Below are 26383 nucleotides of genomic sequence, written 5' to 3'. Positions count from 1 at the left end.
CACACGTGCCGCACTCCCCTGGTCCCGTACTCCGGATTCAACGACGGCATCGCTGAATCCCATGGCGAGGAACGGTTGGACGCGGGAATCGCGCGGGGGCACAGTAGACGTGTCGATCAGCCCGACCACACCAGCCCCTCATGCACCTCGCGGAGACCCCCCGATGACCCACGTCGCAGATCCTGAGCGCTACAACGGCACCATGCGCTACCGCCGCACCGGCCGCTCGGGGCTCGACCTGCCCCTGCTGTCGCTGGGCTACTGGCACAACTTCGGTGACGACCGGCCGTTCGAGACGCAGCGCGAGATCGCGCTGCGCGCCTTCGACCTCGGCATCACCCACCACGACCTGGCGAACAACTACGGCCCGCCCTACGGCGCCGCCGAGATCAACTTCGGCCGGCTGCTGAAGCAGGACCTCGCGCCGTACCGGGACGAGCTGGTCGTCTCCACGAAGGCCGGCTGGGACATGTGGCCGGGCCCCTACGGTCAGGGCGGCGGCTCCCGCAAGTACGTCCTGGCCTCGCTCGACCAGTCGCTGAAGCGCACGGGCCTCGACTACGTGGACATCTTCTACTCCCACCGCCTCGACGCCGGCACCCCGCTCGAAGAGACCATGGGCGCGCTGGACACCGCCGTCCGCCAGGGCAAGGCGCTCTACGTCGGCATCTCCTCCTACGACGCGGAGCGCTCCCGTGAGGCCGCCGCCATCCTCCGCGAGCTGGGCACACCGCTCCTCATCCACCAGCCGTCGTACAACATGCTCAACCGCTGGATAGAGACCGACGGGCTGTTGGATGCCGCGCGGGACGAGGGCTTCGGGGTCATCGGGTTCACGGCGCTGTCGCAGGGGCTGCTGACCGGGCGGTACCTGGACGGGATCCCGGAGGGGTCGCGGGCCGCGCAGGGCACGTCGTTCGACGCGGGCTGGCTGACCGAGGACATGGGGCGCCGGCTGCGCGCGCTCAACGACATCGCGGGGCGGCGCGGGCAGACCCTCGCCCAGATGGCGCTCGCCTGGGCGCTGCGCGATGAGCGGGTCACCTCGCTGGTCATCGGCGCGTCCCGCACGGAGCAGCTCGAACAGAACGTGGCCGCGCTGGACAACCTCGCCTTCAGCGCCGAGGAGCTGGCCGAGATCGACTCGTACGCCGTCGACGGCGGCGTCGACCTGTGGCAGGACGCGCGGACTGGGAAACTCGGCTGAGTCGCACGGTGCCGGCCGTCATGGCCGGCACCTCCCAGGACAGCGCGGAGGCATGACATACATGACAGTTGACGGCTCGGTCGAGCACACGGACGGCAGCATCGACGAGGGGACCGTGCCGACCACGCAGGCGGTGCTGGAGACCCTGACCCCCAGCGCGACCTTTCTCGTCGTCACCGTGAAGCCGGGCGGCGAGGAGACGACACGCCAACTCCTCGAAGATCTGGGCGGGTTGATCCGGTCCATCGGGTTCCGGGCGCCGGACGGGCGGCTCAGCTGTGTGACCGGCATCGGGTCGGAGGTGTGGGACCGGCTGTTCGGCGGGCCACGCCCCGCCGAACTGCATCCGTTCCGTGAACTCGCCGGCGACCGCCACACGGCCGTGTCCACCCCCGGCGACCTGCTGTTCCACATCAAGGCCGTACGGGCCGACCTGTGCTTCGAATTGGCCACCGAGATCATGGGCCGGCTCGGCGGCGCGGTCTCCGTGGCCGACGAGGTGTCCGGGTTCCAGTACTTCGACGTCCGCGATCTGCTGGGCTTCGTCGACGGCACGGAGAACCCCGTCGGGCGGACGGCCCGCGAGGCGGTGGTGGTCGGTGGGGAGGACCCGGAGTTCGCGGGCGGCAGCTATGTGATCGTGCAGAAGTACGTCCACGACATGGCGGGCTGGAACGCGCTGCCGGTGGAGCAGCAGGAACGGGCCATCGGGCGCAGCAAGTTGACCAACATGGAGATGGACGACGACGTCAAGCCGGCCGACTCGCACATCGCGCTGAACGTCATCACCGGCCCGGACGGCACCGAGCGCAAGATCCTGCGCGACAACATGCCGTTCGGCAGCGCGGCTCAGGGCGAGTTCGGCACCTACTTCATCGGGTACGCCCGCACGCCCTCGGTCACCGAGCAGATGCTCCGCAACATGTTCCTGGGCACCGACTCCGCGTCCCACGACCGCATCCTGGACTTCTCCACGGCCGTCACCGGCAGCCTCTTCTTCGTGCCCTCGGCGGATTTCCTGGACGACCTGCCCACTTCCCCGGCTCCCCAGGACGAGCAACTTAAGTGAACGGTTAACCAGCCGTTGACACCCCTGTCCGCCGAGCGCCCAATGAGGCCCGGACACGGCGCCCGGCCGACCGGCCAACGGCCGTGCAGGACAGGGGGATTGCGGTATGCAGGTTCCCGCTCCGTTCGAGTACCAGCGGGCCGGCAGCGTCGGCGAGGCGGTCGCGCTGCTCGACCGCCTGGGCGACACGGCACGGCTGGTGGCCGGCGGGCACAGTCTGATCCCGATGATGAAGTTGCGGCTGGCCAACTTCGAGTACCTGATCGACATCAACGACCTGCACGACGAACTGGGTTACGTCCGCGTCGAACCCGGGCTGATCCGCATCGGCGCGATGACCCGCCACCGCGAGCTGCTGGAGTCCGACGAACTCGCCGCCGCCTTCCCGGTGTTCCGTGACGCCGAACGCGTCATCGCCGACCCCGTGGTGCGCAACCGGGGCACGCTCGGCGGCTCCCTGTGCCAGGCCGACCCTTCCGAGGACCTCTCCGCGGTGTGCACGACGCTCGACGCCAGCTGCGTGATCCAGGGCATGGACGGCGAACGGGTGGTGTCCATGGAGGACTTCCACCGTGGACCGTACGAGACCGCCGTGGGCGACGCGGAGATCCTCACCGAGGTCCGCTTCCCGGTCCGCCCGAACGGATCCAGCGCGTACGAGAAGGTCGAACGGCGGGCCGGTGACTGGGCGGTGGTGTCGGCCGGTGCCGCGGTGTGGCTGGACGGCGACGGGCTGATCGCCGACGCCCGGGTGGGACTTGCCGCCGTAGGGCCGAACACAGCGGGCATCCCCGGCATCGCCGACGCCCTGCGCGGCCGGCGGCCGGCCGAGGAACTGTACGGACAGGCCGGGGACATCGCGGCCGAGGCCTGCTCGCCGGTGACCGACCGGCGCGGCAGCGCCGAGTACAAACGGCATCTGGCGCGGGAGTTGACCCTGCGCGTGCTGCGCCGGGCCGTGGCCCGCATCGACGGACAGGAGGTGTGACCGTGCAGGTCAGCATGACCGTGAACGGCGAAGAGGTCACCAGGGAGATCGAAGGACGGCTGCTGCTCGTCCACTTCCTGCGCGACCACCTGCGACTGACCGGCACCCACTGGGGGTGCGACACCAGCAACTGCGGTACGTGCGTGGTGTGGTTGGACGGCGAACCGGTCAAGTCCTGCACGGTCCTTGCCGCGATGGCGGGCGGACACGAGGTACGCACGGTCGAGGGCCTCGAACAGAACGGTGAACTCGACCCGGTACAGCGCGGGTTCGTCGAGTGCCACGGCTTGCAGTGCGGCTTCTGCACACCCGGCATGATGATGACGGCGCGTGCCCTGCTGGACCGCAACCCCGACCCCTCCGACACGGAGATCCGGGAGGCGATCTCCGGGCAGATCTGCCGCTGCACCGGCTATGCCACCATCGTCCGATCCGTCCGGTGGGCGGCGGCCGAGGAGGCAGGCACCCGAACTTCCCTGGATACACAGGCCACTTCGGCTTCGGGGAGCGCGTCATGACCGCCGTCTCCGAGAACGGCCACCGCACCGCGTTCGTCGACAACGACAAGAAGCCCTGCGGCCACGGCCGGATGCTCCGCAAGGAGGACCCGCGCTTCGTCCGCGGCAAGGGCCGCTACGTCGACGACCTCGACCTGCCCGGCATGCTGCATCTGGCCATCCTGCGCTCGCCGTTCGCGCACGCCCGCGTCCTCTCCGTCGACACCAGCCTTGCGGAGGCCCACCCGAAGGTCCGTCTGGTCGTCACCGGCGCGATGCTCGCCGAGAAGGGGCTGGCGTGGATGCCGACCCTCTCGAACGACGTGCAGGCGGTCCTCGCCACCGACAAGGTCCGCTTCCAGGGCCAGGAGGTCGCCTTCGTCGTGGCCGAGGACCGTTACGCGGCCCGGGACGCGCTGGAGTTGATCGACGTCGAGTACGAGCCGCTGGACCCGGTGATCGACGTCCGCACCGCCCTCTCCCCCGATGCGCCCGTCATCCGCGACGACCTGGAGGGCAAGGCCGACAACCACTGCTTCGACTGGGAGACCGGCGACGAGGCCGAGACCGAGGCCGTCTTCGCCCGCGCGGACGTCGTGGTCACCGAGGACATCGTCTACCCGCGCGTGCACCCGGCGCCCATGGAGACGTGCGGTGCGGTCGCGGACTACGACCAGGTCGACGGCCGGCTCACCCTGTGGTCCACGACCCAGGCCCCGCACGCCCACCGTACCCTCTACGCGATCGTGGCCGGACTGCCGGAACACAAGATCCGGGTCGTCTCCCCCGACATCGGCGGCGGCTTCGGCAACAAGGTGCCGATCTACCCGGGTTACGTGTGCGCGATCGTCGGCTCACTCCTCATCGGCAAACCGGTGAAGTGGATGGAGGACCGCGCGGAGAACCTCATCAGCACCGGCTTCGCCCGCGACTACGTGATGCGCGGCGAGATCGCGGCCACCCGGGACGGCAGGATCCTCGCCGTCCGCACCCAAGTCCTCGCCGACCACGGCGCGTTCAACGGCACGGCCGCACCCGTGAAGTACCCGGCCGGCTTCTTCGGCGTCTTCACCGGCAGCTACGACATCGAGGCCGCCCACTGCAAGATGACCGCCGTGTACACCAACAAGGCGCCCGGCGGGGTCGCGTACGCCTGCTCGTTCCGCATCACCGAGGCCGTCTACCTGATCGAGCGGATCGTCGACTGCCTCGCGTACGAACTGGCCATGGATCCGGTCGAGTTGAGGATGAAGAACTTCATCCGGCCCGAGCAGTTCCCCTTCCGCACCAAGACCGGCTGGGTCTACGACTCCGGCAATTACGCGCCCACCATGGAACTGGCCAAGGAACTCGCCGGCTACGACGCGCTGCGCGTCGAGCAGGCCGAGAAGCGTGCCCGCGGTGAACTCATGGGCATCGGCGTGTCGTTCTTCACCGAGGCGGTCGGCGCGGGTCCCCGCAAGGACATGGACATCCTCGGTCTCGGCATGGCCGACGGCTGTGAACTGCGGGTGCATCCCACCGGGAAGGCGGTCGTCCGGCTGTCGGTGCAGTCGCAGGGGCAGGGGCACGAGACGACGTTCGCGCAGATCGTCGCGGAGGAACTCGGCATCCCGCCGCAGGACATCGACGTGGTGCACGGCGACACCGACCAGACACCGTTCGGCCTGGGCACCTACGGCAGCCGGTCCACGCCCGTCTCGGGCGCCGCCGCGGCGCTGGTCGCCCGCAAGGTGCGGGACAAGGCACGCCTGATCGCCTCGTCGATGCTGGAGGTGTCGGTCGCCGACCTGGAATGGGAGAAGGGCTCCTTCCACGTCGCGGGCGACCCCGAGGCCTCGGTCACCATCCAGGCCATCGCGATGCGGGCGCACGGCGCGGGCGATCTGCCCGAGGGCATGGAGGGCGGTCTGGAGGCGCAGATCTGCTACAACCCGGAGAACCTCACCTATCCGCACGGCGCCTACATCTGCGTCGTCGACATCGACCCGGGCACGGCGAAAGTCACCGTCCGCCGGTTCGTCGCGGTCGACGACTGCGGCACCCGCATCAACCCGATGATCATCGAGGGGCAGGTGCACGGCGGCCTCACCGACGGCGTCGGCATGGCGCTCATGGAGATGATCTCCTTCGACGAGGACGGCAACTGCCTCAGCGGCTCCCTGATGGACTATCTGATCCCCACCTCGCTCGAAGTCCCCGACTGGGAGACCGGGTTCACGGTCACGCCCTCCCCGCACCACCCCATCGGCGCCAAGGGGGTCGGCGAGTCCGCGACGGTCGGCTCGCCGCCCGCCATCGTCAACGCGGTGGTCGACGCGCTGAAGCCGTACGGCATCCGGCACGCGGACATGCCGCTCACGCCCTCCCGGGTGTGGGAGGCGATGCGGGGCCGACCGACTCCGCCGATCTGAAGGTGGCTGCGATGACCGGCAAGTTGAGTGCGCGAGCCCTCGAACTCACCGAGCGGCGCGTGCCGTTCGTCCACGCGCGCGTCGTGCGGGCCCAGGCGCCCGCCTCGGCACACCCCGGCGACGAGGCCATCGTGCACGGCGACGGCACCATCGACGGCTTCGTCGGCGGCCAGTGTGCCGAGGGTTCCGTGCGCACGGCCGCGCTCGGCGCCCTGCACGACGGTGGGCCACTGCTGCTGCGCGTCCTACCGCAGGGGGACGCCGAGTTCCCCGAGACGCCGGGGGCGCGGGTCGTGGTCAACCCCTGCCTGTCCGGAGGTGCGTTGGAGATCTTCCTGGAGCCAGTGCTGCCGCCGCCGCTGATCGAGGTCGTCGGCACCACACCGGTCGCGGAGGCCTGCGTCGCGTTCGCCGCTCTGCTGGGTTACGCCACGGCCCGCTCCCTGCCCGAACTCCCGCCCACCGCCCACACGTCGGCGGTGATCGTGGCCGGGCAGGGCCGCGGCGACGCGGAGTCCCTGCGCGCCGCCCTCGACGCGGGCATCGGTCACATCGCGCTGGTCGCCAGCCACCGCCGTGCCACTGCCCTCCTCGACGAACTCGGCCTGACCGAGGCGGAACGGGCCCGTGTCCAGGCTCCGGCCGGGCTGGACATCGGCGCCCGTACGCCACCCGAGATCGCGCTGTCGATCCTGGCGGACGTGGTGCGGGTCGTACACGCGTCGAAGGCGCCCGTGCCCGAGCGCCCTTCCCAGGCCGTGGACCCGGTGTGCGGGATGACGGTCACCGTGGGCGCCGACACACCCCATCTCGCCACCGGGGAGGGCGAGTTCTGGTTCTGCGGGACGGGCTGCCGGGACCGCTGGTACGCGGGTGGGCAGGCCGGCGGGTGAGCGGTCTCTTCACAGACGCCGACGACGTACGGCGGCGGCTCGGCGAGGTCGGCCACCTCGTCGACGACGGCACGGCGACCGCTCTGCTCCTGGCGACGCTGCTCGACCGGCCGCTGCTGCTGGAGGGCGAGCCCGGCGTGGGCAAGACCAGTGCCGCGAAGGCGCTCGCCAAGGCGCTGGACACTCCTCTGATCCGGCTGCAGTGCTACGAGGGGCTGACGGCGGGGGAGGCGCTGTACGAGTGGAACTACCAGCGCCAGCTGCTCGCCGTCCGGCTCACCGAGGCGCACGGGCGGGAGCTGTCCGACGCCGACCTGTTCACCGAGGACTTCCTGCTCGACCGGCCCCTGCTGCGGGCGGTGCGTCATCAAGGCCCGCTGCCGTCCGTGCTGTTGATCGACGAGATCGACCGGGCCGACGACGAGTTCGAGGCGCTGCTCTTCGAGTTCCTGGGCGAATCCGCCATCAGCATCCCGGAGTTGGGCACTTTCACCGCCGTACGGCCGCCCGTCGTGGTGCTGACCTCCAACCGCAGCCGGGAACTCCACGACGCGCTGCGCAGGCGCTGCCTCTACCACTGGATCGACTTCCCCACGCCCGAACGCACGGCGGAGATCCTGCGCCGTACGGTGCCGGCCGCGAACGAGCCGTTGATCGCGTCCACGACCGAATTCATCGGCCGGGTGCGCGAGTTGGACCTCGACAAGGCACCCGGCATGGCGGAGGCCATCGACTGGGTCTCCGCCCTGGCGGCCCTGCGGGTCGCGCGGCTGGCCCGCGACGACATCGTCCGCACGCTCAGCACGGTCGCCAAGAGCCCCGACGACCGCATCGCCGTCGTCGGCGCCCTCGACGCACTCGGCTACCCCGAAGAAGTGAGGACACGATGAAGATCGACAACGAGTTCAGCGTCGGTGTGCCGGTCGAGCGGGCGTGGCAGGCGCTCACCGATCTGGAGGCCCTCGCCCCATGCATGCCCGGTGCCGAACTGACCGGCGTCGACGGCGACATCCACCGGGGCAAGGTCAAGGTCAAAGTCGGGCCGATGGTCAGCCAGTTCGCGGGGACGGCGCGCTTCGTGGAGCGGGACGAGAGCGCCCATCACGCCGTGATCAGCGCGGCCGGCAAGGACATGCGAGGGGGCGGCAACGCGTCCGCGACGGTCGACGCCCGATTGCGCGGCGAGGGCGCCGGCACGGTCGTGACGGTCAGCACGGACCTCAACATCAGCGGCAGGCTGGCCCAGTTCGGCAGCGGCATGATCAAGGAGATCTCGGAGAAGCTGTTCGCGCAGTTCGTGGCGAACGTGGAGACGCAGTTGCTGGCGACGCGGGAGGCCGAGGCGGAACCCGAGGCAGTGCCGGCGGCACCCGTGTCGCAGTCGGCGCCGAGCGCGCCGCTGGACCTGATGCAAGTGGCCGGTGCGTCGGTGTACAAGCGGCTGCTCCCCGCGGTCGGCGCGGCCGTCGTCATCGCCGTGGTGATCTATCTGCTGGTCCGATGACACCGAGCGGTCCGCTGCTACCCGCCGTCGACCGGGCCGCGTTCGCGACCGCGCTGGCCGCGCGGCTCAGGGAACACGGCGTATCGGTGGGCCTGACCGGCACCCGGGACTTCGTGGACGCGCTCTCGGCCGCCCCGCCCAGGACGCGCACGTCGTTGTACTGGACGGCTCGCGTCACCCTCGTACGCGACCGTCCCGACCTGGCCCGCTTCGACGACGTCTTCGACGCGGTATTCGGGCAGTCCGTACTCGCTCTCGACCCGAACGCGCGCCGCGACGGGCACGGTGCGGGTGCCGACGGCCGGGACAGGGCTCGGGCCGGCGCTCACCCCGGTGCCGCGGCCGGCGGTTCCGGTCTGCCGTGGGTGACCTTGCCGCCCGCCGTCGACGGCGCCGAACACCGTGCGGAGCGTGCCCTGACGATGCCGCAGCGCCTGCCCAGCGAGCTGGCGACCGCAGTGGACACGCCGTTCGGTGAACTGGACGCGGAGCAGGCCGAGTTGCTCGGCCGCCTGCTCGACGCACGGCTGCGGGACTGGCCCGTACGCCGCACCCGGCGCTACGCCGTGCGGGCCAGCGGCCACCGGGTGGCGGTGCGGGAGACCGTGGCCCGGGCCCGGCGGACCGGCTGGGAACCGGTACGGCTGGTCCGGGCCGGTCCGGTGGACCGGCCACGCCGGGTCGTCGTGCTGTGCGACGTGAGCCGGTCGATGCAGGCGCAGGCGGTGGCCTGTCTGCATCTGATGCGGGCCCTCACGTTGACGACACACGCCGAGGTCTTCGCGTTCGCCACCTCCCTGACCCGGCTCACCACGGTGCTCGCGCACCACTCGGCCCAGGAGGCGTTCGAAGAGGCGACGGAACGGGTCGCCGACCGGTTCGGCGGCACCCGCATCGCCCACTGCCTGAGCACACTCCTGGCCTCGCACCACGGCGGCATCCTGCGCGGCGCGGTCGTGCTGATCGCCTCGGACGGCTGGGACGGCGACCCGCCCGACCGGCTCGCCACAGCCATGGCCCGGCTACGGCGCCGCGCCCACACGGTGATCTGGCTCAACCCCCGGGCCGCCGCCCCCGGTTTCGTCCCGCGCACGACGACGATGACCGCGGCCCTGCCGTACGTCGACCTGCTGCTGCCGGCGAACAGCTTCGGCGCGCTGCTGCGGGTGCCGGACGCGATCGCAAGGCTCGGGAGGCCGCGCGCAGCGCGCCTCCCAGGGGCGCGGGGAACTGCGCGCCCAGCCCCCACCGGCCCGCAGACAAAGAACCATGACCTCAGCTCCACAACGTCACGTGTATCGCCGGCCGAAACCGCCCCGCCGTAACCCCCGCACCACGCAACATCGCCTGCGTAGCCCGCGGTGTGGTGACAAATCGCCGCAACTCCGCGGCAGCGGCCGACGCTTCGCGGTCGGGCAGGGCGAGCAGGTTCCAGGAGCCACGCGCAGGGAGTTGAGGACCGGCGAGTTGACGGAGATCACCTTCGGCGAGGTCCTTCGTCACCGCGAAGGCGACGGCCAGGGCAACCCCTTTGCCCCGCTTGGCCTCGTCGACGGACGCGGCATGACTCTGGAAGATCCGCTGGTTGTGTTCGGGGATGCCCAGGCGGCGCAGTACCGACGGCACCATGCCCGTCCGCCCGACCGCCGAGGGACCCAACAACCAGGTCTGGCCACGCAGTTCGGCCGCACCGGCACTCGCCGCTGCCGCGAGCGGATGGTCCGGTCCTACGACGGCGATCACCTGGTAGTTGAGGAAGTGCGTGCAGGTCGTGGTGTCGTCGAGGGTGGCGGGGCGGGGCCCGATGGCCACGTCCACGGCGCGGGTCAGCAGCAGGGAGGCGAACTCCTGCGGGCCGTGCACGCTCAGTTCGACGTCGAGGTCGTCGGCGCGCCCCGCGAACAGCTCGATCAGGCCGGGGGCTGCATGTTCGGCGAACAGGCTCGACGCGGCGACGCGCAGCAGGCGTCGGCCGGAGCCGGCCTGTCTCACTTCGAGGATCGTCCGGTCCTGCAGCCCCAGCATCTCGGCGGCGCGGCTGGCCAGCCGCAGCCCGCCGGGGGTGAACGCGAGTCCGTTGGCCGTGCGGGCGAAGAGCTTGTCGCCGAGTTCCCTGCGCAGATGCGCGATGTGGATGGAGACGGCGGACTCGGTGACGGCGAGATCGGCCGCGGCGGCCTTCACGGAACCAAGGCGTACGGTCGCCGCGAAGGCCCGTAGTTGCGCCGGGGTCAACCAGAACCTCCCGCACTCGCCACGGGTGCCCATTCACCTGTGCCCTGGATCTCAAATTAGCGCACTTGTTCGCCGAGAGCCATGGTCGCGCCGAGAGCCGCACGGGCACAGCAAAAGCACAGGTAGGAAAGTTCAGCGCCGAGCCAAGACCCGTACATCGCAAGGGTGTTGACGTGCACACACCCGCCTGCGAAGGTCTGGACCTGGCGCATCCAGTAGCGCCCCCCACAGCCCAGAACTGGAGTCGGCGTGCCTGAACTGACACCCCCCACCGACAACTCCGCGAGAGCGGCGAAGCCCCGGACGCGCACCCGGCGCCTTCGCCGCTCCGCCGTCGTCACCGTCCTCGGCGCACTGGCCCTCGTGGTCGGGCAGGCGACGGCCGCCCAGGCCAACGTCCTCACGTTGCTCCCGCAGAACGCGGACGGCCAGGAGCAGACCTTCTCCCCGGCCTACGACTACGACGGCGACGGCTGCTACGCCACGGCCGCCATCGGCCTCGACGGCACCATCAACCCCGGGCTGAAGCTCGGCGGCGACGTCAACGGGCACTGCCACGACATGGCCCAGCTGAACAACGCCAACACGTACTCGCGGACCAAGTGCAACAACGACTGGTGCGCGGTGATGTACGCCAGCTACTTCGAGAAGGACCAGGTCACCCTGGGCCCGGCGGCCATCGGGCACACCCACGACTGGGAGCACGTCGTGGTGTGGATCAAGGACAACACGGTCCAGTACGTGTCGGTGTCGCAGCACTCCGCGTACCAGGTGTCGGCGGCCTCCGGGGTGCGCTTCGACGGCACGCACCCCAAGATCGTCTACCACAAGGACGGCATCGGCTCGCACGACTTCCGCTTCGCCAACACCAACGACGAGCCCGCGGAGAACGCCACCGGCAACTGGTTCTACCCGCGTCTGGTGGGCTGGAACGGCTACCCGGCCGGCCTCAAGGACAAGCTCCTGGCCGCCGACTTCGGCTCGGCCACGTTGAAGATCAGGGACAGCGACTTCAACTACGCCCTGTCCATCGCCGAGCCGTCCGGCATCTCGTTCGACCCGAACGCGTGATGCCGGCCCGGCCTCGGAGTTGGTGTTACGGGCGTGTCTCGTAGCGCGGTTTCGGGGTCGGGTGGATGTTCTGGTTGAGGCGGAAGACGTTGTCCGGGTCACGGTCGGCCTTGATACGGGCCAGGCGGTCGTAGTTGCCGCGGTAGCTGGCCCGGACACGTTCCTGTCCCTCGTCCATCATCATGTTCACGTAGGCGCCGCCCGCCGAGTACGGGTGCAGGGCCTCCTGGTAGTCGATGGCCCACCTCTTGATGACGCCCGCGTTGGCGGGGTCCCGGTCGACACCGGCGAAGACGGACGCCCAGCGCGCGTCGCGGTACGCCCACGGGGTCTCGTCGTTGCCGACGTCGTGGGCCGCGCCGTCGATCGGGTAGAGGTGCATCGTCGACTGCGGGGTGGGCACCTCCGCCCCGAACTTGGCGTGGAGTTCCACGGCGTCATCGGGGATGTCGTTGACGAAGTCGGCGCGCCAGTACCACTGGTCGCCTGGCGGGTAGAGCCCGTCGAACATGCCCTGCATGTCCGGGTGTTGCATCGGTCCGGCCGCGTGCAGGAGGGGTGCGGGCAGTGCGTCGAGCAGGGGCGCCATCTCACGTGCGGCGGCCTCGGAGTCGCCGCCGGTGTAGCACCACACCACGCCGGCCGTCTTGCGCAGTTGTAGCTCCTCGGGGAACGGCGGGGCGGGCGGGACACTGCCGTGCAGGAAGAACGCGTTCAGCTCGCGGGGCGCGTTCGGCAGGAAGTCCCGGTAGGCGGCGAGGACTTCGGCGCTGATCTCGACCGGCCAGAAGGTGGGCCCGGCGACGACCGTGCTGATCTCGTGCAGCCGGAACAGGAACGAGGTGACGACGCCGAAGTTGCCGCCACCGCCCCGGACCGCCCAGAACAGATCGCTGTTCTCGTCCGAACTCGCCCGCACCCGGCTGCCGTCGGCCAGGACGAGGTCGGCCTCCAGCAGGTTGTCGATGGTCAGCCCGCACTTGCGGGTGAGGTGGCCGAGCCCGCCGCCGGTGGCGAGACCGCCGACGCCGGTGGTGGAGATGATGCCGCTCGGGGTGGCGAGCCCGTGCGCGTTGGTGGCACGGTCCACCTCGCCCCACACGCACCCTCCGCCGACCCGTACCGTGCGTGCCTCGGGGTCCACCTGGATGTCCTTCAGGAGCGACAGGTCGGCGACCACTCCCCCGTCGACGGTGCCGAGTCCGGCTCCGTGGTGGCCGCCTCCCCGTACCGCGAGGGGCAGTTCGTGGGCGCGGGCGAAGCCGATCACGCGGGCCACGGCGTCCGGGTCGGCGGGGCGGGCGATGAGGGCGGGCCGTTTGTCGGTCATCGCGTTGTAGACGGCGCGGGCCGCCGGATAGCCGGCGTCGTCCGGGCCGATCAACTCCCCGGCGAAGTCGGTCAGTTCACGGCGAGCGGCTTGTGCGGGTGTGCTGGACATGCGGTCCCCCGTTTCGTGGTGCTCTGGTTGACCTGCATGTTCTACGCCGCCCGGGAACGCGCGGACATCCGTGCCCGTCACCCAGCTCGGCGGCGCCGGGTACCTACGTTTCGGCGTCCGGCAGCAGCCCGAGTTCCGTGGCCCGGGCCGCGGCCTGCCGCCGGGTGGGCGCGTCCAGCTTCTCCAGTACGGCCCGCACATGGTTGTCGACGGTACGGACGGACACGACGAGTCGGTCGGCGATCTCCGGGTTCGTCAGACCGTCCACCAGCAGTCGTACGACCTGGAGTTGGCGTTCCGTGAGCCCGCCAGGGTTGCCCCGGGTCGCCGCGTGCGGGCCGCGCGGGACATGGCGGACACCGAGGTCACGCAGTTCGGCGCGGATGCGGCGGGCGAGGGGTTCGGCGCCGAGCGCGTCGAGTTCGGCGAGCGCGGTGAGCTTGTCGGCCGCGTCGGGACTCTCCGCGAGCGCGGCGGCGCGTTCGTAGGGGCAGCCCGCCTGTTGCCACAGATCCGCTGCCCGCTTCCACTCCCCGGCGGCCTGCAGCGCGTACGGGTGGTCGCTGTCGTCGGCGGCCACCGGGTGCCCGACCTTGCAAAGCCAGTAGCCGAGTTCGGCCCGGTACGGCCCGTGGTCGAGGCGGGCCGCCTGCGCATGGACCGGCTCCGCCGCCTCGATCACCGCCGCGTGGTCGCCCCGCAGCCAGGCCGCCTCCGCCCGTGCCGCCGCCACCGGGCCCTTGCGCTGCAACTCCCCGGCCCGTACGGCGATCTCCTGGGCCTGGGTGAGGAGTTCGTCGGCGCCCGGCCTGCCGCACCGGACGCGCACCCGGGCCAGGACGGTCAGCGCGGGGCAGCGGGCCGGTATGAAGTCGTGCATCCCGTACTCGGCGTGCCGCTCGGCCTCGTCCCAGTCGGCGGCGGCGAGCCGGCGCATGGCCTGCTCGACGTGGAGGTAGTTGAGGAACCCCAAGTGCTCGGCGCGGTCGGCGAGTTCCATGGCCGGGGGCAGATAGCGGTCGGCCTCGGCGTAGCGGAGGTCGTCGAGGAGGGACCAGATGATGTTGGCGTAGGACCGGCAGGCGTGTTCGACCTCGCCCGCGGCCAGCGCCACCGTGAGGCTCTCCTCGACCTGACGTCGCCCGTCCGGGTCGCCGCTGCGCCAGCGGGCGGTGCCCACGTTGTTGAGGGCGTGGGCGAGGATCGCGGGGTCGTCCGCGCGGCGGGCCAGGGCGATGGCGCGCTCGCCGTGGGAGATGGCCTCGGCGTACCGGTCGGACAGCATCCGCAGCTGGGCGGTGTTGCTGAGCGCGAGGGCCAACAGCCGGTCGTCACCGGCGTGTTCGAGGACGGCGATGGCCTCCCGTGCCGCGTCCTGGGCCTCCTCCGCGTGGCCCGCCCACCAGTGGATGCGGGACAGCCACCGCAGGTCGGCGCCGAGAGTGAGGGTGTCACCGAGGGAGCGGCGCAGGGCCACGGCATCGCGCTGGGCGGCGACGGCCTCGACGGAGTCGGCGACGGTATAGCACTCCACGGCGTAGCGTTCGAGCAGGTCGGCGAGTTCGGCGGGGGTGTAGCGGTGCCGCTGCCGCAGCACGAGCCGCAGATGGGCGGCGGCCTCGCGATGGGCGCCCGCCTCGGTGGCGTCCTGGGCAGCGCGGGGGCCGTAGCGGGCGATGGCGTCCTGGTCGCCGGCCTGTGCGGCGTGGTGGACGACGCGGGCCGGGTCGGAGCCGGGCCGGAGCATCAGGGCGGTGAGCACATCGCGGTTGAGGTCGATGCGCCGGGCCGCGGGCAGGGAGTCGGCGACGGCGCGACGGATCAACTCGTGGCGGAACGCGACCCGTTCGGGGGTCACCGCGAGGAGCCCGCGCTGTTCGGCGGCGGCCAGCACGGCGACCCCGCCCGTCAACAGCGCGTCGACGAGGTGCCGTTCGACGGCGGAGGGCACGACGGCGAGCTGGTCCAGCGCGTCGACGGTCCGGCCGTCGAGTCCGCGCAGCCGGGCGAGCACGGCGTCGACGACCGTCGGGGGCACTCCCCCGGTGCCGCCGGCCGCGAGGACCTCCGTCACGAAGAAGGGGTTGCCCGATGTCACCTCGTACACCTGGGCCGGGTCGAGACGGCTGGCCGAACTGAGGGCGCGTACCGCCGACTTGGAGAGGCGGGCCAGCGGGAGCCGGTGCACGCGGTCCGTGCGGGAGACCTCGCCGAGGAGGTGCCGCAGCGGGTGCTCGCGGCTCAACTCGTCGTCCCGGTAGGTGAGGACGAGTACGGCGGGCAGCCGATGCATGCGCCGGACCAGGAAGCGCAGGGCGTCCAGCGATGCCTCGTCGGCCCAGTGGACGTCCTCCACGACGAGCACCGCCGGATGCGGTACGCCGGCCAACTCCCCTTGCAGGGCTTCGTGGACGCGGTGGCGGTCGCCGCCCTCCATGACGGCCCGGGCGAGTTCGGTGCCGACGCTGCCGACGAGGTCGCGGAACGGGCCCAGGGGGCGGCGGGTGGCGAGGTCGTCGCACTGGCCCAGGAGGATGCGTGTACTGTGCGGCAGCCGGTCCGGCATGGCCTTCACCAGGCTCGACTTGCCTATGCCCGCCTCGCCGAGGACGAGCGCCACGGAACCGGCCCCGTCCGCCGCCTCACGTGCGGCCGATGCCAGTCGCGCCAGTTCGGGCTCACGCTCCAGGATCCCCCGATCCACGCCGCCGATTGTGCCACTCACCGCCGACTTCCGTACGGGTGTCACACTTCGGTCCTTTGCCGCCCTCTTGAGTGCAGACACCCACGGGAGGCGCTCATGACCCGCCCGAACCGAACCGGCCGGGATCGCGCTCAGTCGCGCACGTGCAACCCGAAACCCGTGCGGCCCGCGGGCTCCAGTCCCTCCTTCAGGTGCAGCGAGGGGATCTCGTAGTCGCCGAAGTTCTGCCGGCGGAACGCGATCGGCTCGGTCGACTCCAGGGTGAGCAGGCGCTGCTCCCAGGCCTTGGCGACGTCCGGGTAGTCCTCGGCGGTCATCCGGTCGGTGCCGTACAGCACGAACGGTGGCAGCACCGCGATGCCCGGGTAGTAGAGGATGCCGTGGTGGATCGGGAACAGCAGATCGTCGATGGGGCCGTTGATCCCGCGAGCGGCGTAGTGCGGCTCAGGACCGCCGACGGTCACCGACAGCAGAGCCTTCCTGCCCGCGAGGGTGCCTTCGCCGAAGCGCTCGCCGTACTTGGTGTCGCTGTGCTCGCCGACGCCGTAGGCGAAGTGGAAGGTGAACACCCGGTCCACCCACCCTTTGAGGATCGCGGGCATCGTGTACCACCACAGCGGGAACTGGAAGATGACCGTGTCGGCCCACAGCAGCTTCTCCTGCTCGGCGCGGACGTCCGGGGTGAGCGTGCCGGCGTCGAACGCCCGGCCCGAGTCCAGGGCGACCTTCAGCGGACGTGAGGCGTCGGGGCCGTAGTCCGCCGCGTCCACGACCGCCTTCCAGTTCATCGCGTACAGATCGCTCACCCGGACCTCGTGCCCCGCGGTCTCCAAGGTGGACACCGCGAGGTCCTTCAGCGAGTTGTTGAGCGACTTCGGCTCCGGGTGGGCGTAGACGATCAGCGTCTTCACGGGAACTCCAACTCCTTCGGATCGGTCGCCTCCGATACTGGGCACCGTGGCGCGTGGCATTCAGGGGCGCCTCGTCCGTCGGACGGGACTTCCTGGTATCGGCAGGACCACCCTCACGGGCAACCGCCGAGGCGATACTGGGGACATGGACGATCTTGCGGGCTTCCTGCGGACCCGGCGTTCCCGGGTCGACCCGGCGTCCGTCGGCATCCCCACCGACAGCCGCCGCCGGGTCGAAGGGCTGCGCCGCGAAGAGGTCGCGCACCTGTCCGGCGTCAGCGTCGACTACTACGTACGCCTGGAGCAGGGCCGCGCGACCCAGCCCTCCGAGCAGATCCTCGACGCGCTCGCCCGTGTCCTCGGGCTCGACGAGACCGAACGCGGGCACCTCGACCGGCTCGCCCGGCAGCGCCGCCGCCGCGCGAAGGCGCCGGGCGGGAGGGTCCGGCCGGAGCTGCTGCGCGTCCTCGACCTGGTCGCCGACGCACCCGCGCTGATCATGGACCATCGCCTGGACGTGCTCGCCGGGAACCGCCTCGGCGGGCTCCTGTACGGCCGGCCGCTGCCGGGCCTGAACACCGCCCGGCACATCTTCCTCGAAGAGGCCGGGCGCGGTCTTTACGCGGACTGGGAGATATGCACCCTCGACGTGGTCGGACATCTGCGCCTGGCCGCCGGCAAATACCCCGAGGATCCCCGACTGGCTTCGCTCATCGGCGAGTTGGCGATGGGCAGCGAGCGCTTCCGTCGTCTCTGGGCCCGCGCGGACGTCCGCGCCCGTACCCATGGACGCAAGGCGTACCTGCACCCGCTGGTCGGACTGCTGGAACTGCACCAGGAGAACTTCGCGCTACCGGACGAATCGAGCATGGAGCTGCTGGTGCTCTCCGCGGCCCCCGGCAGCCCAGCCGAGGACGGGCTGCGCCTGCTCGCGGGCCTGGGTGCGGACAGCGGTGACGCGCGTCCCGGAGTGAACGCCCGGGTCCGCGAGTGACACGACGCCGCCCGGGCGCCGACCGACCGAACTCCCGCCTCAGGGACGGATGGTCGAGCTGGACGACGGCGACACGCCGCTCCCCCTCGACCGTCCGGCCGAACTCGCGCGGCTCATCAGGGAGTTCGCACGCCCTGCGGCGCCTTCCGCGCCGGCATGATGTGGTGCCGACGGCGCGGCTTGGGGGCGTCGAGCATGCTGACGCCGATGTAGCGGCTGCTGCGGATGAAGAGCGTGGGGCCGGCCACGAAGGTGACGAAGACGGTGATCACGCTGACGGAGAACAGGACCGGGAGCGACTGCCCCTCGGGGAGGGTCTTCCCGCCTTCGTGAAGGGCGTAGGCGAAGGCCGCGAAGAAGGCGACCAGGCACAGCACCGCGAGGACGCGGAGGACGCTCGCGATCGTCCGGGTGGAGGAGTGGTCGCGCACCTCGGCCAGCAGAGACGCCGAGCACACGTGGCAGGTCAACTCCACCGTGTGCTTGCCCGATGCGGGCCGCTTGACGACGTAGCGGGTGTCCTTCCAGGTGATCGTGCGCGTTCTCGGTCTGAGGAATCCCCCGGAGAGCTTGTCACTGAGTATGTGCCGGACTGCGACCTGAACGGCCCCCGCTGTGTTCATGTTTCCTCCGGCCAGCACCCCGTCGATCATCACGAATCCCGCACAGTGTGACCTGTGAGAACCGGCCACTCAATGGTCCTGGTGATTTCTTTTCCTTCGCCTACAACTTCTCAACTCAGGCATGCCGTGCGGGACTTCTCCGGTCGCACCTCTTGACGGCTTTGGTGCAGACCTTTAGGTTCACCAGCCAACAGACCTCCCATGAATGCATTCCCCGCTCACATATGTGAACACTCGTGTTCACCTCTCACCGCCCTCATGCCGGCGGCGTCCACCCCCCACCCAGGACGAAAGGCCCCCTCGTCATGCAACGCCTCGCCCTGCGCTGCGCCCTCGCCCTCTCCCTCGGCCTCACCGCCGTCGGCACCCTCGCAGCCCCCTCCGCCTCGGCCGCGACCGGCACCATCACCGGCCTCGGCGGCAAGTGTCTCGACGTCGCCGGCGCGAGTTCCGCCGACGGCACGGCCGTACAGATCTACGACTGCAACGGCACCGCCGCCCAGCAGTGGACGGTCGGCTCCGACGGGACCATCAGAGCCCTCGGCAAGTGCCTTGACATCACCGGCAATTCGACGGCCAACGGCGCCCAGCTCCAGCTGTGGACCTGCGGCGGCAGCGCCAACCAGCAGTGGACGGTCTCCGCCGCGCACGACATCGTGAACCCGGCCGCGAACAAGTGCCTGGACGTCACGGGCAACACCTCGGCCAACGGCACCCGCACCCAGATCTGGACCTGCTCCGGCGCCGCCAACCAGAAGTGGACCGCGCCCGCCGCAGGCGGCACGACCCCACCCACCACCGCCCCGATGGCCGTGGCCCCGTACCTGTACAACGGCTGGGGGAACCCGCCCAGCCCTACGACTGTCATGAACGCAACCGGCGTGAAGTGGTTCACGCTGGCGTTCGTCCTGAGCAACGGCTACTGCAACCCGCAGTGGGACGGCGGCCGCGCGCTGACCGGCGGGGTCGACCAGTCGACCATCAACACCGTGCGGGCCAACGGCGGTGACGTCGTCCCGTCCTTCGGCGGCTACAGCGGCAACAAGCTGGAGAGTTCCTGTTCCAGCGCGAGTGAACTGGCGGCGGCCTACCAGAAGGTCATCAGCGCCTACTCGCTCAAGGCCATCGACATCGACATCGAGGCCGACGCGTACAGCAACGGGACCGTGCAGCAGCGGACCGTGGACGCGCTGAAGACCGTCAAGGCCAACAACCCGGGCATCAAGGTGTACGTCACCATCGGCACCGGGCAGAGCGGTCCCGACACGAGTCTCATCAACCGGGCCGCGTCCTCCGGGCTGACCGTGGACGCGTGGACGATCATGCCGTTCGACTTCGGCGGCGCGGGCCAGAACATGGGCACGCTCACCCAGCGGGCCGCCGAGGGCCTCAAGACCGCGCTGAAGAACGCGTACGGCTACAGCGACGACGCGGCCTACCGGGACATGGGCATCTCCTCCATGAACGGCATCACCGACAACAACGAGACCGTCACCACCGCCGACTTCCAGACCATCCTCGGCTACGCGCAGACGCACCACCTCGCGCGCCTGACGTTCTGGTCCGCCAACCGTGACCGTCCCTGCCCGGGCGCCTACCCGAACGACGACACGTGCTCGGGCGTGAGCCAGAGCAACTGGCAGTTCACCAGCATTTTCGCCCAGTACACCGGCTGACGGCCGCCCCTGCGACCTTCTCTCCCCAACCCCCCATCACCACAGGAGAATCCGTGCTCAGACGCAAGAGACTGACCGGCCGCCACCCCATACCGAGAGCGCTCACGGCGGTCGCGCTCGTGGCCACCACCGTGACCGGAATCGAGTTCGCCACGCAGGCCTCGGCGAGCGCGGCGGGCACGGCCGCCGCCGCGATCCCGACCGGGTACACCACCGTGGTCAACAAGGGCAGCGGCAAGTGCGTCGACGCCCGTTCGGCCGCGAGTGCCGACGGCACGGCCGTCCAGCAGTACACGTGCAACGGAAGCACCGCGCAGAACTGGCAGTTGGTCGCCACCGACGGCGGCTACTACCGCGTGAACAGCAACCTGAACGCGGCCGAGGCCTGGGACGTCACCGGCGTCTCCACCGCCGACTCCGCGCTCATCCAGCTGTGGACGTACTCCGGCGGCAACAACCAGCAGTGGCTGCCGGTCGCCGAGGCCGACGGCGCCTATCACTTCGTCAACCGCAACAGCGGCAAGTGCCTCGACGTGCCGAGCGCGTCGACCGCCGACAGCGTGCAGTTGGCGCAGTACACCTGCAACGGCACGGCCGCGCAGTCCTTCACGCTGGGCGGCGCCACGACGAACCCGCCGGGCACTCCGGACTTCGGTCCCAACGTGACGGTGTTCGACCCGTCGATGTCGGCGTCCAGCATCCAGTCCAAGCTGGACTCGGTCTTCACCCAGCAGCAGACCAACCAGTTCGGCTCGACCCGCCAGGCCCTGCTGTTCAAGCCGGGCACGTACAGCGCGAACGCCAACGTCGGCTTCTACACACAGGTCGCGGGCCTCGGCTTCTCGCCGGACGACGTGACCATCAACGGCGCGGTGCACGCGGAGGCCGACTGGTTCCAGGGCAACGCCACGCAGAACTTCTGGCGCGACGCCGAGAACCTGTCGGTCAACCCCACTGGCGGCACCGACCGTTGGGCCGTCTCGCAGGCCGCCCCGTACCGGCGCATGCACGTGCGCGGCAACCTGGCGCTGGACGACGGCGGTTGGTCCAGCGGCGGCTTCATCTCCGACACCAAGGTCGACGGCCAGATCCAGTCCGGCTCCCAGCAGCAGTTCCTCACCCGGAACTCCACGATGGGCAGTTGGTCCGGCTCCAACTGGAACATGGTCTTCGTCGGCGATCAGGGCGCACCCGCCCAGTCCTTCCCGACGTACACCAACGTCGCCAGCTCCCCGACGATCCGCGAGAAGCCCTTCCTGTACGTCGACAGCGCGGGCGCCTACCAGGTGTTCGTGCCCGGGCTGCAGTCCAACGCCGTCGGGACGACGTGGAGCGGGAAGACCCCGGCGGGCAAGTCCCTGCCGATCGACCAGTTCTACATCGTCAAGCCCGGCGCGACCGCGGCCGACATGAACACCGCGCTCGCGGCCGGCAAGAACCTGCTGGTCACCCCGGGCGTCTACCACCTCAACCAGACGCTCAACATCACGCGCCCCGACACGGTCGTCCTGGGCATGGGCCTGGCCACCTTCGTGCCGGACGGCGGGATCACCGCGATCTCCACCGCCGACGTGGACGGCATCGAGCTGGCGGGCCTGCTGATCGACGCGGGCACCACCAACTCGGCCACCCTGGTGCAGATCGGCCCGTCCGGCTCGACCGCCACTCATGCCTCCGACCCGACGCAGTTGTCCGATGTCTTCGTCCGCATCGGCGGCGCCACCGTCGGCAAGGCCACCAACTCCCTTGTCATCAACAGCGCCAACACGATCATCGACCACACCTGGATCTGGCGGGCCGACCACGGCAACTCCGGCACGGTCGGCTGGACCACCAACACGGCCGACACCGGACTGATCGTCAACGGCGCCAACGTGACGGCGTACGGCCTGTTCGTCGAGCACTTCCAGAAGACCCAGGTCGTCTGGAACGGCAACGGCGGCAGAACGTACTTCTTCCAGAACGAGATGCCCTACGACCCGCCGAACCAGGCCTCCTGGATGAACGGTTCCGGGAAGGGCTACCCCGCCTACAAGGTCGCCGCCAACGTAACCAGCCATGAGGCATGGGGACTTGGCAGCTACTGCTACTTCAGCAGCAATTCGAGCGTGGTCGCCGATCACGCCTTCGAGGTGCCGAGCGTGTCCGGGGTCAAGTTCCACGACATGGTGACCGTCTCGCTGGGCGGGGTCGGCACGATCAGCCACATCATCAACAGCACCGGCGGACCGTCCAACTCCAGTACCAACGTCGCCTACTTGACCAACTACCCGTAGACCGCACGGAAAGGATCGATCAGAAGATGAACACTGTCAGATCCGGTTCCACCCGCGCGCTCCTGCGGGTCCTGCTCCTCCTGGCGACGCTGCTCGGCCTCGCGGCCGTACCGCCCGCCGCCCAGGCCAGCATGGCGGCGACCCCGTTCAAGATCCTCGCGCTCTACAGCGGTACGTACGACGCGGCGCACATCGACTTCGACAAGGAGGCGAACGTCTGGTTCCCGCAGCAGGCGGCGGCGAACGGCTACACCTACACGGCCAGCACCAACTGGGACCTGCTCGCCAACGGCGGGGTCAACGCCTACCAAGTCGTCCTGTTCCTCGACGACTTGCCGCAGACCTCCGCCCAACGCACCGGATTCGAGGCGTACATGAGGGGTGGCGGCGGCTTCATGGGCTTCCACGTCTCCGCCTTCACGACGGACGCGGCGAGCTGGTCCTGGTACCACAACACGTTCCTCGGCTCGGGGAACTTCGTGTCCAACACCTGGGGTCCGACTGCGGTGACCCTGAAGGTGGAGGACCACTCGATCCCGCCCACAGCCGCCCTGCCGGCCACGTTCACCTCGTCGGTCAGCGAGTGGTACAGCTGGTCCAACGATCTGCGGCAGAACCCGGACATCAAGATCCTGGCGTCGATCGACCCGAGCAGCTTCCCGGTCGGCACGGATCCCAACCAGTCCTGGTACAGCGGGTATTACCCGATCATCTGGACCAACACGAAGTACAAGATGCTGTACGCGAACTTCGGCCACAACGCGATGAACTACACGACCAACACGCGCCTGTCGTCGACGTTCGCGAGCGCCACCCAGAACCAGTTCCTGCTGAACGGGCTCAAGTGGCTGGGCGGGGGCGACACTTCGACCCCGCCGACCGACACCCCGATCTCCGAGACGTCCTGGTACTCCGTGCAGAACGGCGGCAACGGCACCTGCGTGGACGCCCGTTCGGCGGCCACGGCCAACGGGACGGCGATCCAGCAGTACGCCTGCAACGGTACGACGGCACAGCAGTACCAGTTCCGCTCCACCGACAGCGGGTACATGGAGATCACCGCGCGCGGCAACCCGGCGCAGGCCATCGACGTGACCGACCGCTCGACGGCGGACAACGCGCCGTTGCAGCTGTGGGCCTACTCCGGCGGCACGAACCAGCAGTGGCAGCCAGTGAAGGAGACGAGCGGCCGCTACCACTTCGTCGCCCGGCACAGCGGCAAGTGCCTCACCGCCGCCACGGCGGCGACGAACACTGTCCAACTCACCCAACGGACCTGCGACGGCTCCACCGCGCAGGCCTTCCAGCTCGCCGTGCAGTCCTGAGCCTGCACGGCGACCAGGGGCGCCGCTGTCGCATCGCGTGTCGATGCGGCGGGGGCGCCCCTTCGTTTTCCCCGCTCCCGTCGGCATGTTTTCGACGCTAACAGAAGACTGTTGTCAGCGATACGAATCCCTGTTATCGTCGATTACATGAACACGAGATCGCTGATAATCGAGGCAGCGGCGGAGCTGATCGCCCAGTCGCCGAGCGGCGACGTCTCGACACGCGCGGTGTGCGAGGCGGCGGGCGTCCAACAGCCCGTGCTGTACCGGCTGTTCGGCGACAAGGACGGGCTACTGGCGGCGACGGTCGACCACGTGTGGGACCAGTACCTGGAGACCAAGCGCGCCGCGCAGAAGTCCGATGACCCGCTGCGGGACCTCCGGGCCGGCTGGGACAGCCACACCGCGTTCGCACTGGCGCACCCCAACGCCTACAAGCTGATGTTCGCCCCGGCGCTCCGTTCCGTGCCCGCGGCGGCGGAGGAGGCGATGCGCATCCTCCGCGGAGACCTTGAGCGGCTCGCCGCGCAGGGCCGCCTCCGTGTCGCACCGGAGATCGCGGCACGCATGGTCATGTCGGCCAACACCGGGGTGTCCCTGTCGCTGATCACCCGACCCACGCTGTATCCGGACTCGGGCCTGTCGAGGCTGGTCCGGGACGCGATCCATCAGGCGATCCTGCTCGATCCCGATCCCGCGGCGGACACCACGGCCGCGGACGCCCGCGTCGCAGCCGCGACCACGCTGCTCTCGTCCCTCGGCGATCTCACCCCCGAACCGTTCAGCCCCGCGGAGTCGGCCCTGCTCGGGCAGTGGCTCACGCAGATTCCCGTCTCCCCGCAGCACCCCACATCCCGGAAGGGCCCTCACCATGACTGACACCGACACCCCCACCCGCGTCGCGCTGATCACCGGCGGTTCCGGCGGCATCGGCCGCGCGGTCGCCGAACGCCTCGCCCAGGACGGCATCGCCGTCGGCGTGCACTACGCCGGCAACAAGTCCCGCGCCGACGAGACGGTCGCCGCGATCACCGCGGCCGGCGGCCGGGCGATCCCGGTCGGCGGCGACGTGGCCGACGAGCAGGAGATGGCGGCCGCCTTCGACGCGGTCGAGGCGGAGTTCGGCGGGCTCGACGTGGTCGTCAACACCGCCGGGATCATGGTCCTTTCACCCATCGCGACCATGAACCTCGACGACCTCGACCGCATGCACCGCACCAACATCCGCGGCACGTTCGTCGTCTCCCAGCAGGCGGCCCGCCGGGTGCGCGCGGGCGGCGCGATCATCAACTTCTCCACCACCGTCACCCGCACCAAGTTCCCGACGTACGGCGGCTATGTGGCGAGCAAGGCCGCGGTCGAGGCGATGACCCTGGTCCTGGCCCGCGAACTGCGCGGCAAGGACATCACCGTCAACACGGTGGCCCCCGGCCCGACCGCCACGCCCCTCTTCCTCGACGGCAAGGACGAGGCGACGGTCCAGAACCTCGCGATGGCCTCCCCCTTGGAGCGCCTCGGCGCCCCGGACGACATCGCGGAGTCGGTCGCGTTCCTCGCCGGCCCGGCCCGCTGGATCAACGGCCAGGTGCTGTACGCCAACGGCGGGCTGGCCTGATCCGCCGCCCCACCCCCTCAAGGAGATCCCCATGAACAACATCGTCGTGATCACCGGCGCCTCCAGCGGCTTCGGCGCCCTCACCGCCCGCGCCCTCGCGGACAGGGGCAACACCGTCTACGCCGGGATGCGCAACACCACCAGCCGCAACGCACCCCAGGTCCAGGCCGCCGCCGACTACAGCAAGGAACACGGCGTCGACCTGCGCTCCATAGAACTCGACGTCAACGCGCAGGACTCCGTCGACGCGGCGATCGACCGGGTCGTCGCCGAGCACGGCCGGATCGACGTCCTGATCCACAACGCCGGCCACATGGTCACCGGACCGGCCGAGGCATTCACGCCCGAGCAGCTCGCCGAGCTGTACGACGTGAACGTCCTCTCCACCCAGCGCGTCAACCGCGCCGCACTGCCCCACCTGCGCAAGGCCGGCCGGGGTCTGGTGATCTGGGTGTCGAGTTCGAGCGTGAAGGGCGGTACTCCGCCGTATCTGGCGCCGTACTTCGCCGCCAAGGCCGCGATGGACTCCCTGGCCGTCAGTTACGCGGCCGAGCTGGCCCGTTGGGGTGTGGAGACGTCCATCGTGGTGCCCGGTGCGTTCACCAGCGGCACGAACCACTTCGCCCACTCCGGGCACCCTGCGGACGGCGTGGTCGCGGCGGAGTACGAGACGCGGTACGCCGGTCTGATGACCCAAGTCGCGGAGAAACTGGCCGCGTTGGAGCCCGAGGGTGCGGACGCCTCGCTGGTCTCCGACGAGATCGCCCGCATCGTCGCACTCCCCTCAGGGCAGCGCCCGTACCGGGTGCACATCGACCCGGCCGACGACGGCTCCGAGGCGGTCTCCGTCGTGGCCGACCGTATCCGCCGCGACTTCCTGACCCGGGTCGACCTGGCGGACCTGCTCTCCGTGCGCCCCACTGCGGCCTGACCAACAGCC

22 protein-coding genes are annotated in these 26383 nt (G+C 70.1%); 17 read left to right on the top strand and 5 right to left on the bottom strand.

Going from position 1 to position 26383, the window contains the following annotated elements; all coding sequences use genetic code 11:
* The first annotated feature begins 163 nt into the window (after positions 1 to 163).
* The 9 genes from mgrA (at position 164) to ACGFY9_RS34740 (ending at position 9897) form a co-directional block, all read left to right on the top strand.
* Entirely contained in the window at positions 164 to 1207 is a 1044-nt protein-coding gene (gene mgrA, locus ACGFY9_RS34780; protein ID WP_393760855.1) for an L-glyceraldehyde 3-phosphate reductase, read from the top strand.
* A 61-nt stretch (positions 1208 to 1268) separates the two neighbouring features.
* Positions 1269 to 2276: a Dyp-type peroxidase gene (locus ACGFY9_RS34775; protein ID WP_393760982.1), complete on the top strand. Its 1008-nt coding sequence runs from the start codon at positions 1269 to 1271 to the stop codon at positions 2274 to 2276.
* A 106-nt stretch (positions 2277 to 2382) separates the two neighbouring features.
* Positions 2383 to 3264, top strand: coding sequence for an FAD binding domain-containing protein (locus ACGFY9_RS34770; RefSeq protein WP_393760853.1), 882 nt, complete (start codon positions 2383 to 2385; stop codon positions 3262 to 3264).
* Positions 3265 to 3266: 2 nt separating this feature from the next.
* Positions 3267 to 3782, top strand: coding sequence for a (2Fe-2S)-binding protein (locus tag ACGFY9_RS34765; RefSeq protein ID WP_393760852.1), 516 nt, complete (start codon positions 3267 to 3269; stop codon positions 3780 to 3782).
* The gene (locus ACGFY9_RS34760) at positions 3779 to 6175 is read left to right on the top strand and encodes an aerobic carbon-monoxide dehydrogenase large subunit (RefSeq protein WP_393760851.1); all 2397 of its coding nucleotides are present in this window, start codon (positions 3779 to 3781) and stop codon (positions 6173 to 6175) included. Before ACGFY9_RS34765 ends, ACGFY9_RS34760 begins: the two co-directional genes overlap by 4 nt.
* An 11-nt stretch (positions 6176 to 6186) precedes the next feature.
* Positions 6187 to 7068 (top strand): XdhC family protein, encoded by an 882-nt coding sequence (locus ACGFY9_RS34755; protein WP_393760850.1) that lies wholly within the window; start codon positions 6187 to 6189, stop codon positions 7066 to 7068.
* Positions 7065 to 7958 carry an AAA family ATPase gene (locus ACGFY9_RS34750; protein WP_393760849.1) on the top strand — a complete coding sequence of 298 codons (894 nt, stop codon included), beginning with the start codon at positions 7065 to 7067 and terminating at the stop codon, positions 7956 to 7958. Before ACGFY9_RS34755 ends, ACGFY9_RS34750 begins: the two co-directional genes overlap by 4 nt.
* On the top strand, positions 7955 to 8572 hold the full coding sequence (locus tag ACGFY9_RS34745) for an SRPBCC family protein (protein ID WP_393760847.1): 618 nt from the start codon (positions 7955 to 7957) through the stop codon (positions 8570 to 8572). The genes ACGFY9_RS34750 and ACGFY9_RS34745 overlap by 4 nt, the downstream gene beginning before the upstream one ends.
* Positions 8569 to 9897 carry a VWA domain-containing protein gene (locus tag ACGFY9_RS34740; RefSeq protein WP_393760845.1) on the top strand — a complete coding sequence of 443 codons (1329 nt, stop codon included), beginning with the start codon at positions 8569 to 8571 and terminating at the stop codon, positions 9895 to 9897. The genes ACGFY9_RS34745 and ACGFY9_RS34740 overlap by 4 nt, the downstream gene beginning before the upstream one ends.
* Here the strand turns inward: ACGFY9_RS34740 and ACGFY9_RS34735 are convergent.
* Complete coding sequence (locus ACGFY9_RS34735; protein WP_393760843.1) at positions 9848 to 10807, bottom strand: LysR family transcriptional regulator; 960 nt, start codon at positions 10805 to 10807, stop codon at positions 9848 to 9850. The two genes, ACGFY9_RS34740 and ACGFY9_RS34735, sit on opposite strands and share 50 nt — an antisense overlap.
* Positions 10808 to 11161: 354 nt before the next feature.
* Between ACGFY9_RS34735 and ACGFY9_RS34730 the strand changes: the two genes are divergently transcribed.
* Positions 11162 to 11878 (top strand): NPP1 family protein, encoded by a 717-nt coding sequence (locus ACGFY9_RS34730; protein ID WP_393760980.1) that lies wholly within the window; start codon positions 11162 to 11164, stop codon positions 11876 to 11878.
* Positions 11879 to 11903: 25 nt separating this feature from the next.
* Here ACGFY9_RS34730 and ACGFY9_RS34725 read toward each other — a convergent pair whose 3' ends face one another.
* The 3 genes from ACGFY9_RS34725 to ACGFY9_RS34715 form a co-directional block, all read right to left on the bottom strand.
* Entirely contained in the window at positions 11904 to 13319 is a 1416-nt protein-coding gene (locus tag ACGFY9_RS34725; RefSeq protein WP_393760841.1) for an FAD-binding oxidoreductase, read from the bottom strand.
* Between the two features lie 103 nt (positions 13320 to 13422).
* Positions 13423 to 16044, bottom strand: coding sequence for an ATP-binding protein (locus ACGFY9_RS34720; protein ID WP_393760839.1), 2622 nt, complete (start codon positions 16042 to 16044; stop codon positions 13423 to 13425).
* A 110-nt stretch (positions 16045 to 16154) separates the two neighbouring features.
* Positions 16155 to 16934 carry an NAD(P)H-dependent oxidoreductase gene (locus ACGFY9_RS34715; RefSeq protein ID WP_393760837.1) on the bottom strand — a complete coding sequence of 260 codons (780 nt, stop codon included), beginning with the start codon at positions 16932 to 16934 and terminating at the stop codon, positions 16155 to 16157.
* Positions 16935 to 17079: 145 nt separating this feature from the next.
* Between ACGFY9_RS34715 and ACGFY9_RS34710 the strand changes: the two genes are divergently transcribed.
* Positions 17080 to 17928: a helix-turn-helix transcriptional regulator gene (locus ACGFY9_RS34710; protein WP_393760835.1), complete on the top strand. Its 849-nt coding sequence runs from the start codon at positions 17080 to 17082 to the stop codon at positions 17926 to 17928.
* A 116-nt stretch (positions 17929 to 18044) separates the two neighbouring features.
* Here the strand turns inward: ACGFY9_RS34710 and ACGFY9_RS34705 are convergent, their stop codons facing one another.
* Complete coding sequence (locus ACGFY9_RS34705; RefSeq protein ID WP_393760834.1) at positions 18045 to 18551, bottom strand: hypothetical protein; 507 nt, start codon at positions 18549 to 18551, stop codon at positions 18045 to 18047.
* Positions 18552 to 18856: 305 nt separating this feature from the next.
* Between ACGFY9_RS34705 and ACGFY9_RS34700 the strand changes: the two genes are divergently transcribed.
* The 6 genes from ACGFY9_RS34700 (at position 18857) to ACGFY9_RS34675 (ending at position 26374) form a co-directional block, all read left to right on the top strand.
* Positions 18857 to 20227 carry a ricin-type beta-trefoil lectin domain protein gene (locus ACGFY9_RS34700; RefSeq protein ID WP_393760832.1) on the top strand — a complete coding sequence of 457 codons (1371 nt, stop codon included), beginning with the start codon at positions 18857 to 18859 and terminating at the stop codon, positions 20225 to 20227.
* A 53-nt stretch (positions 20228 to 20280) separates the two neighbouring features.
* Complete coding sequence (locus ACGFY9_RS34695; RefSeq protein ID WP_393760831.1) at positions 20281 to 22503, top strand: RICIN domain-containing protein; 2223 nt, start codon at positions 20281 to 20283, stop codon at positions 22501 to 22503.
* A gap of 26 nt (positions 22504 to 22529) precedes the next feature.
* Positions 22530 to 23828 carry a ThuA domain-containing protein gene (locus tag ACGFY9_RS34690; RefSeq protein WP_393760829.1) on the top strand — a complete coding sequence of 433 codons (1299 nt, stop codon included), beginning with the start codon at positions 22530 to 22532 and terminating at the stop codon, positions 23826 to 23828.
* Positions 23829 to 23975: 147 nt separating this feature from the next.
* Entirely contained in the window at positions 23976 to 24707 is a 732-nt protein-coding gene (locus ACGFY9_RS34685; protein ID WP_393760827.1) for a TetR/AcrR family transcriptional regulator, read from the top strand.
* On the top strand, positions 24700 to 25443 hold the full coding sequence (locus ACGFY9_RS34680; RefSeq protein WP_393760826.1) for an SDR family oxidoreductase: 744 nt from the start codon (positions 24700 to 24702) through the stop codon (positions 25441 to 25443). Before ACGFY9_RS34685 ends, ACGFY9_RS34680 begins: the two co-directional genes overlap by 8 nt.
* 31 nt (positions 25444 to 25474) lie before the next feature.
* Positions 25475 to 26374 carry an SDR family oxidoreductase gene (locus tag ACGFY9_RS34675; protein ID WP_393760824.1) on the top strand — a complete coding sequence of 300 codons (900 nt, stop codon included), beginning with the start codon at positions 25475 to 25477 and terminating at the stop codon, positions 26372 to 26374.
* The last annotated feature ends 9 nt before the right edge of the window (positions 26375 to 26383 follow it).

The organism is Streptomyces sp. NPDC048504, assembly GCF_043200035.1.
Taxonomy (GTDB): Bacteria; Actinomycetota; Actinomycetes; order Streptomycetales; family Streptomycetaceae; genus Streptomyces.
This window is presented reverse-complemented; position numbering and strand designations above follow the sequence as displayed.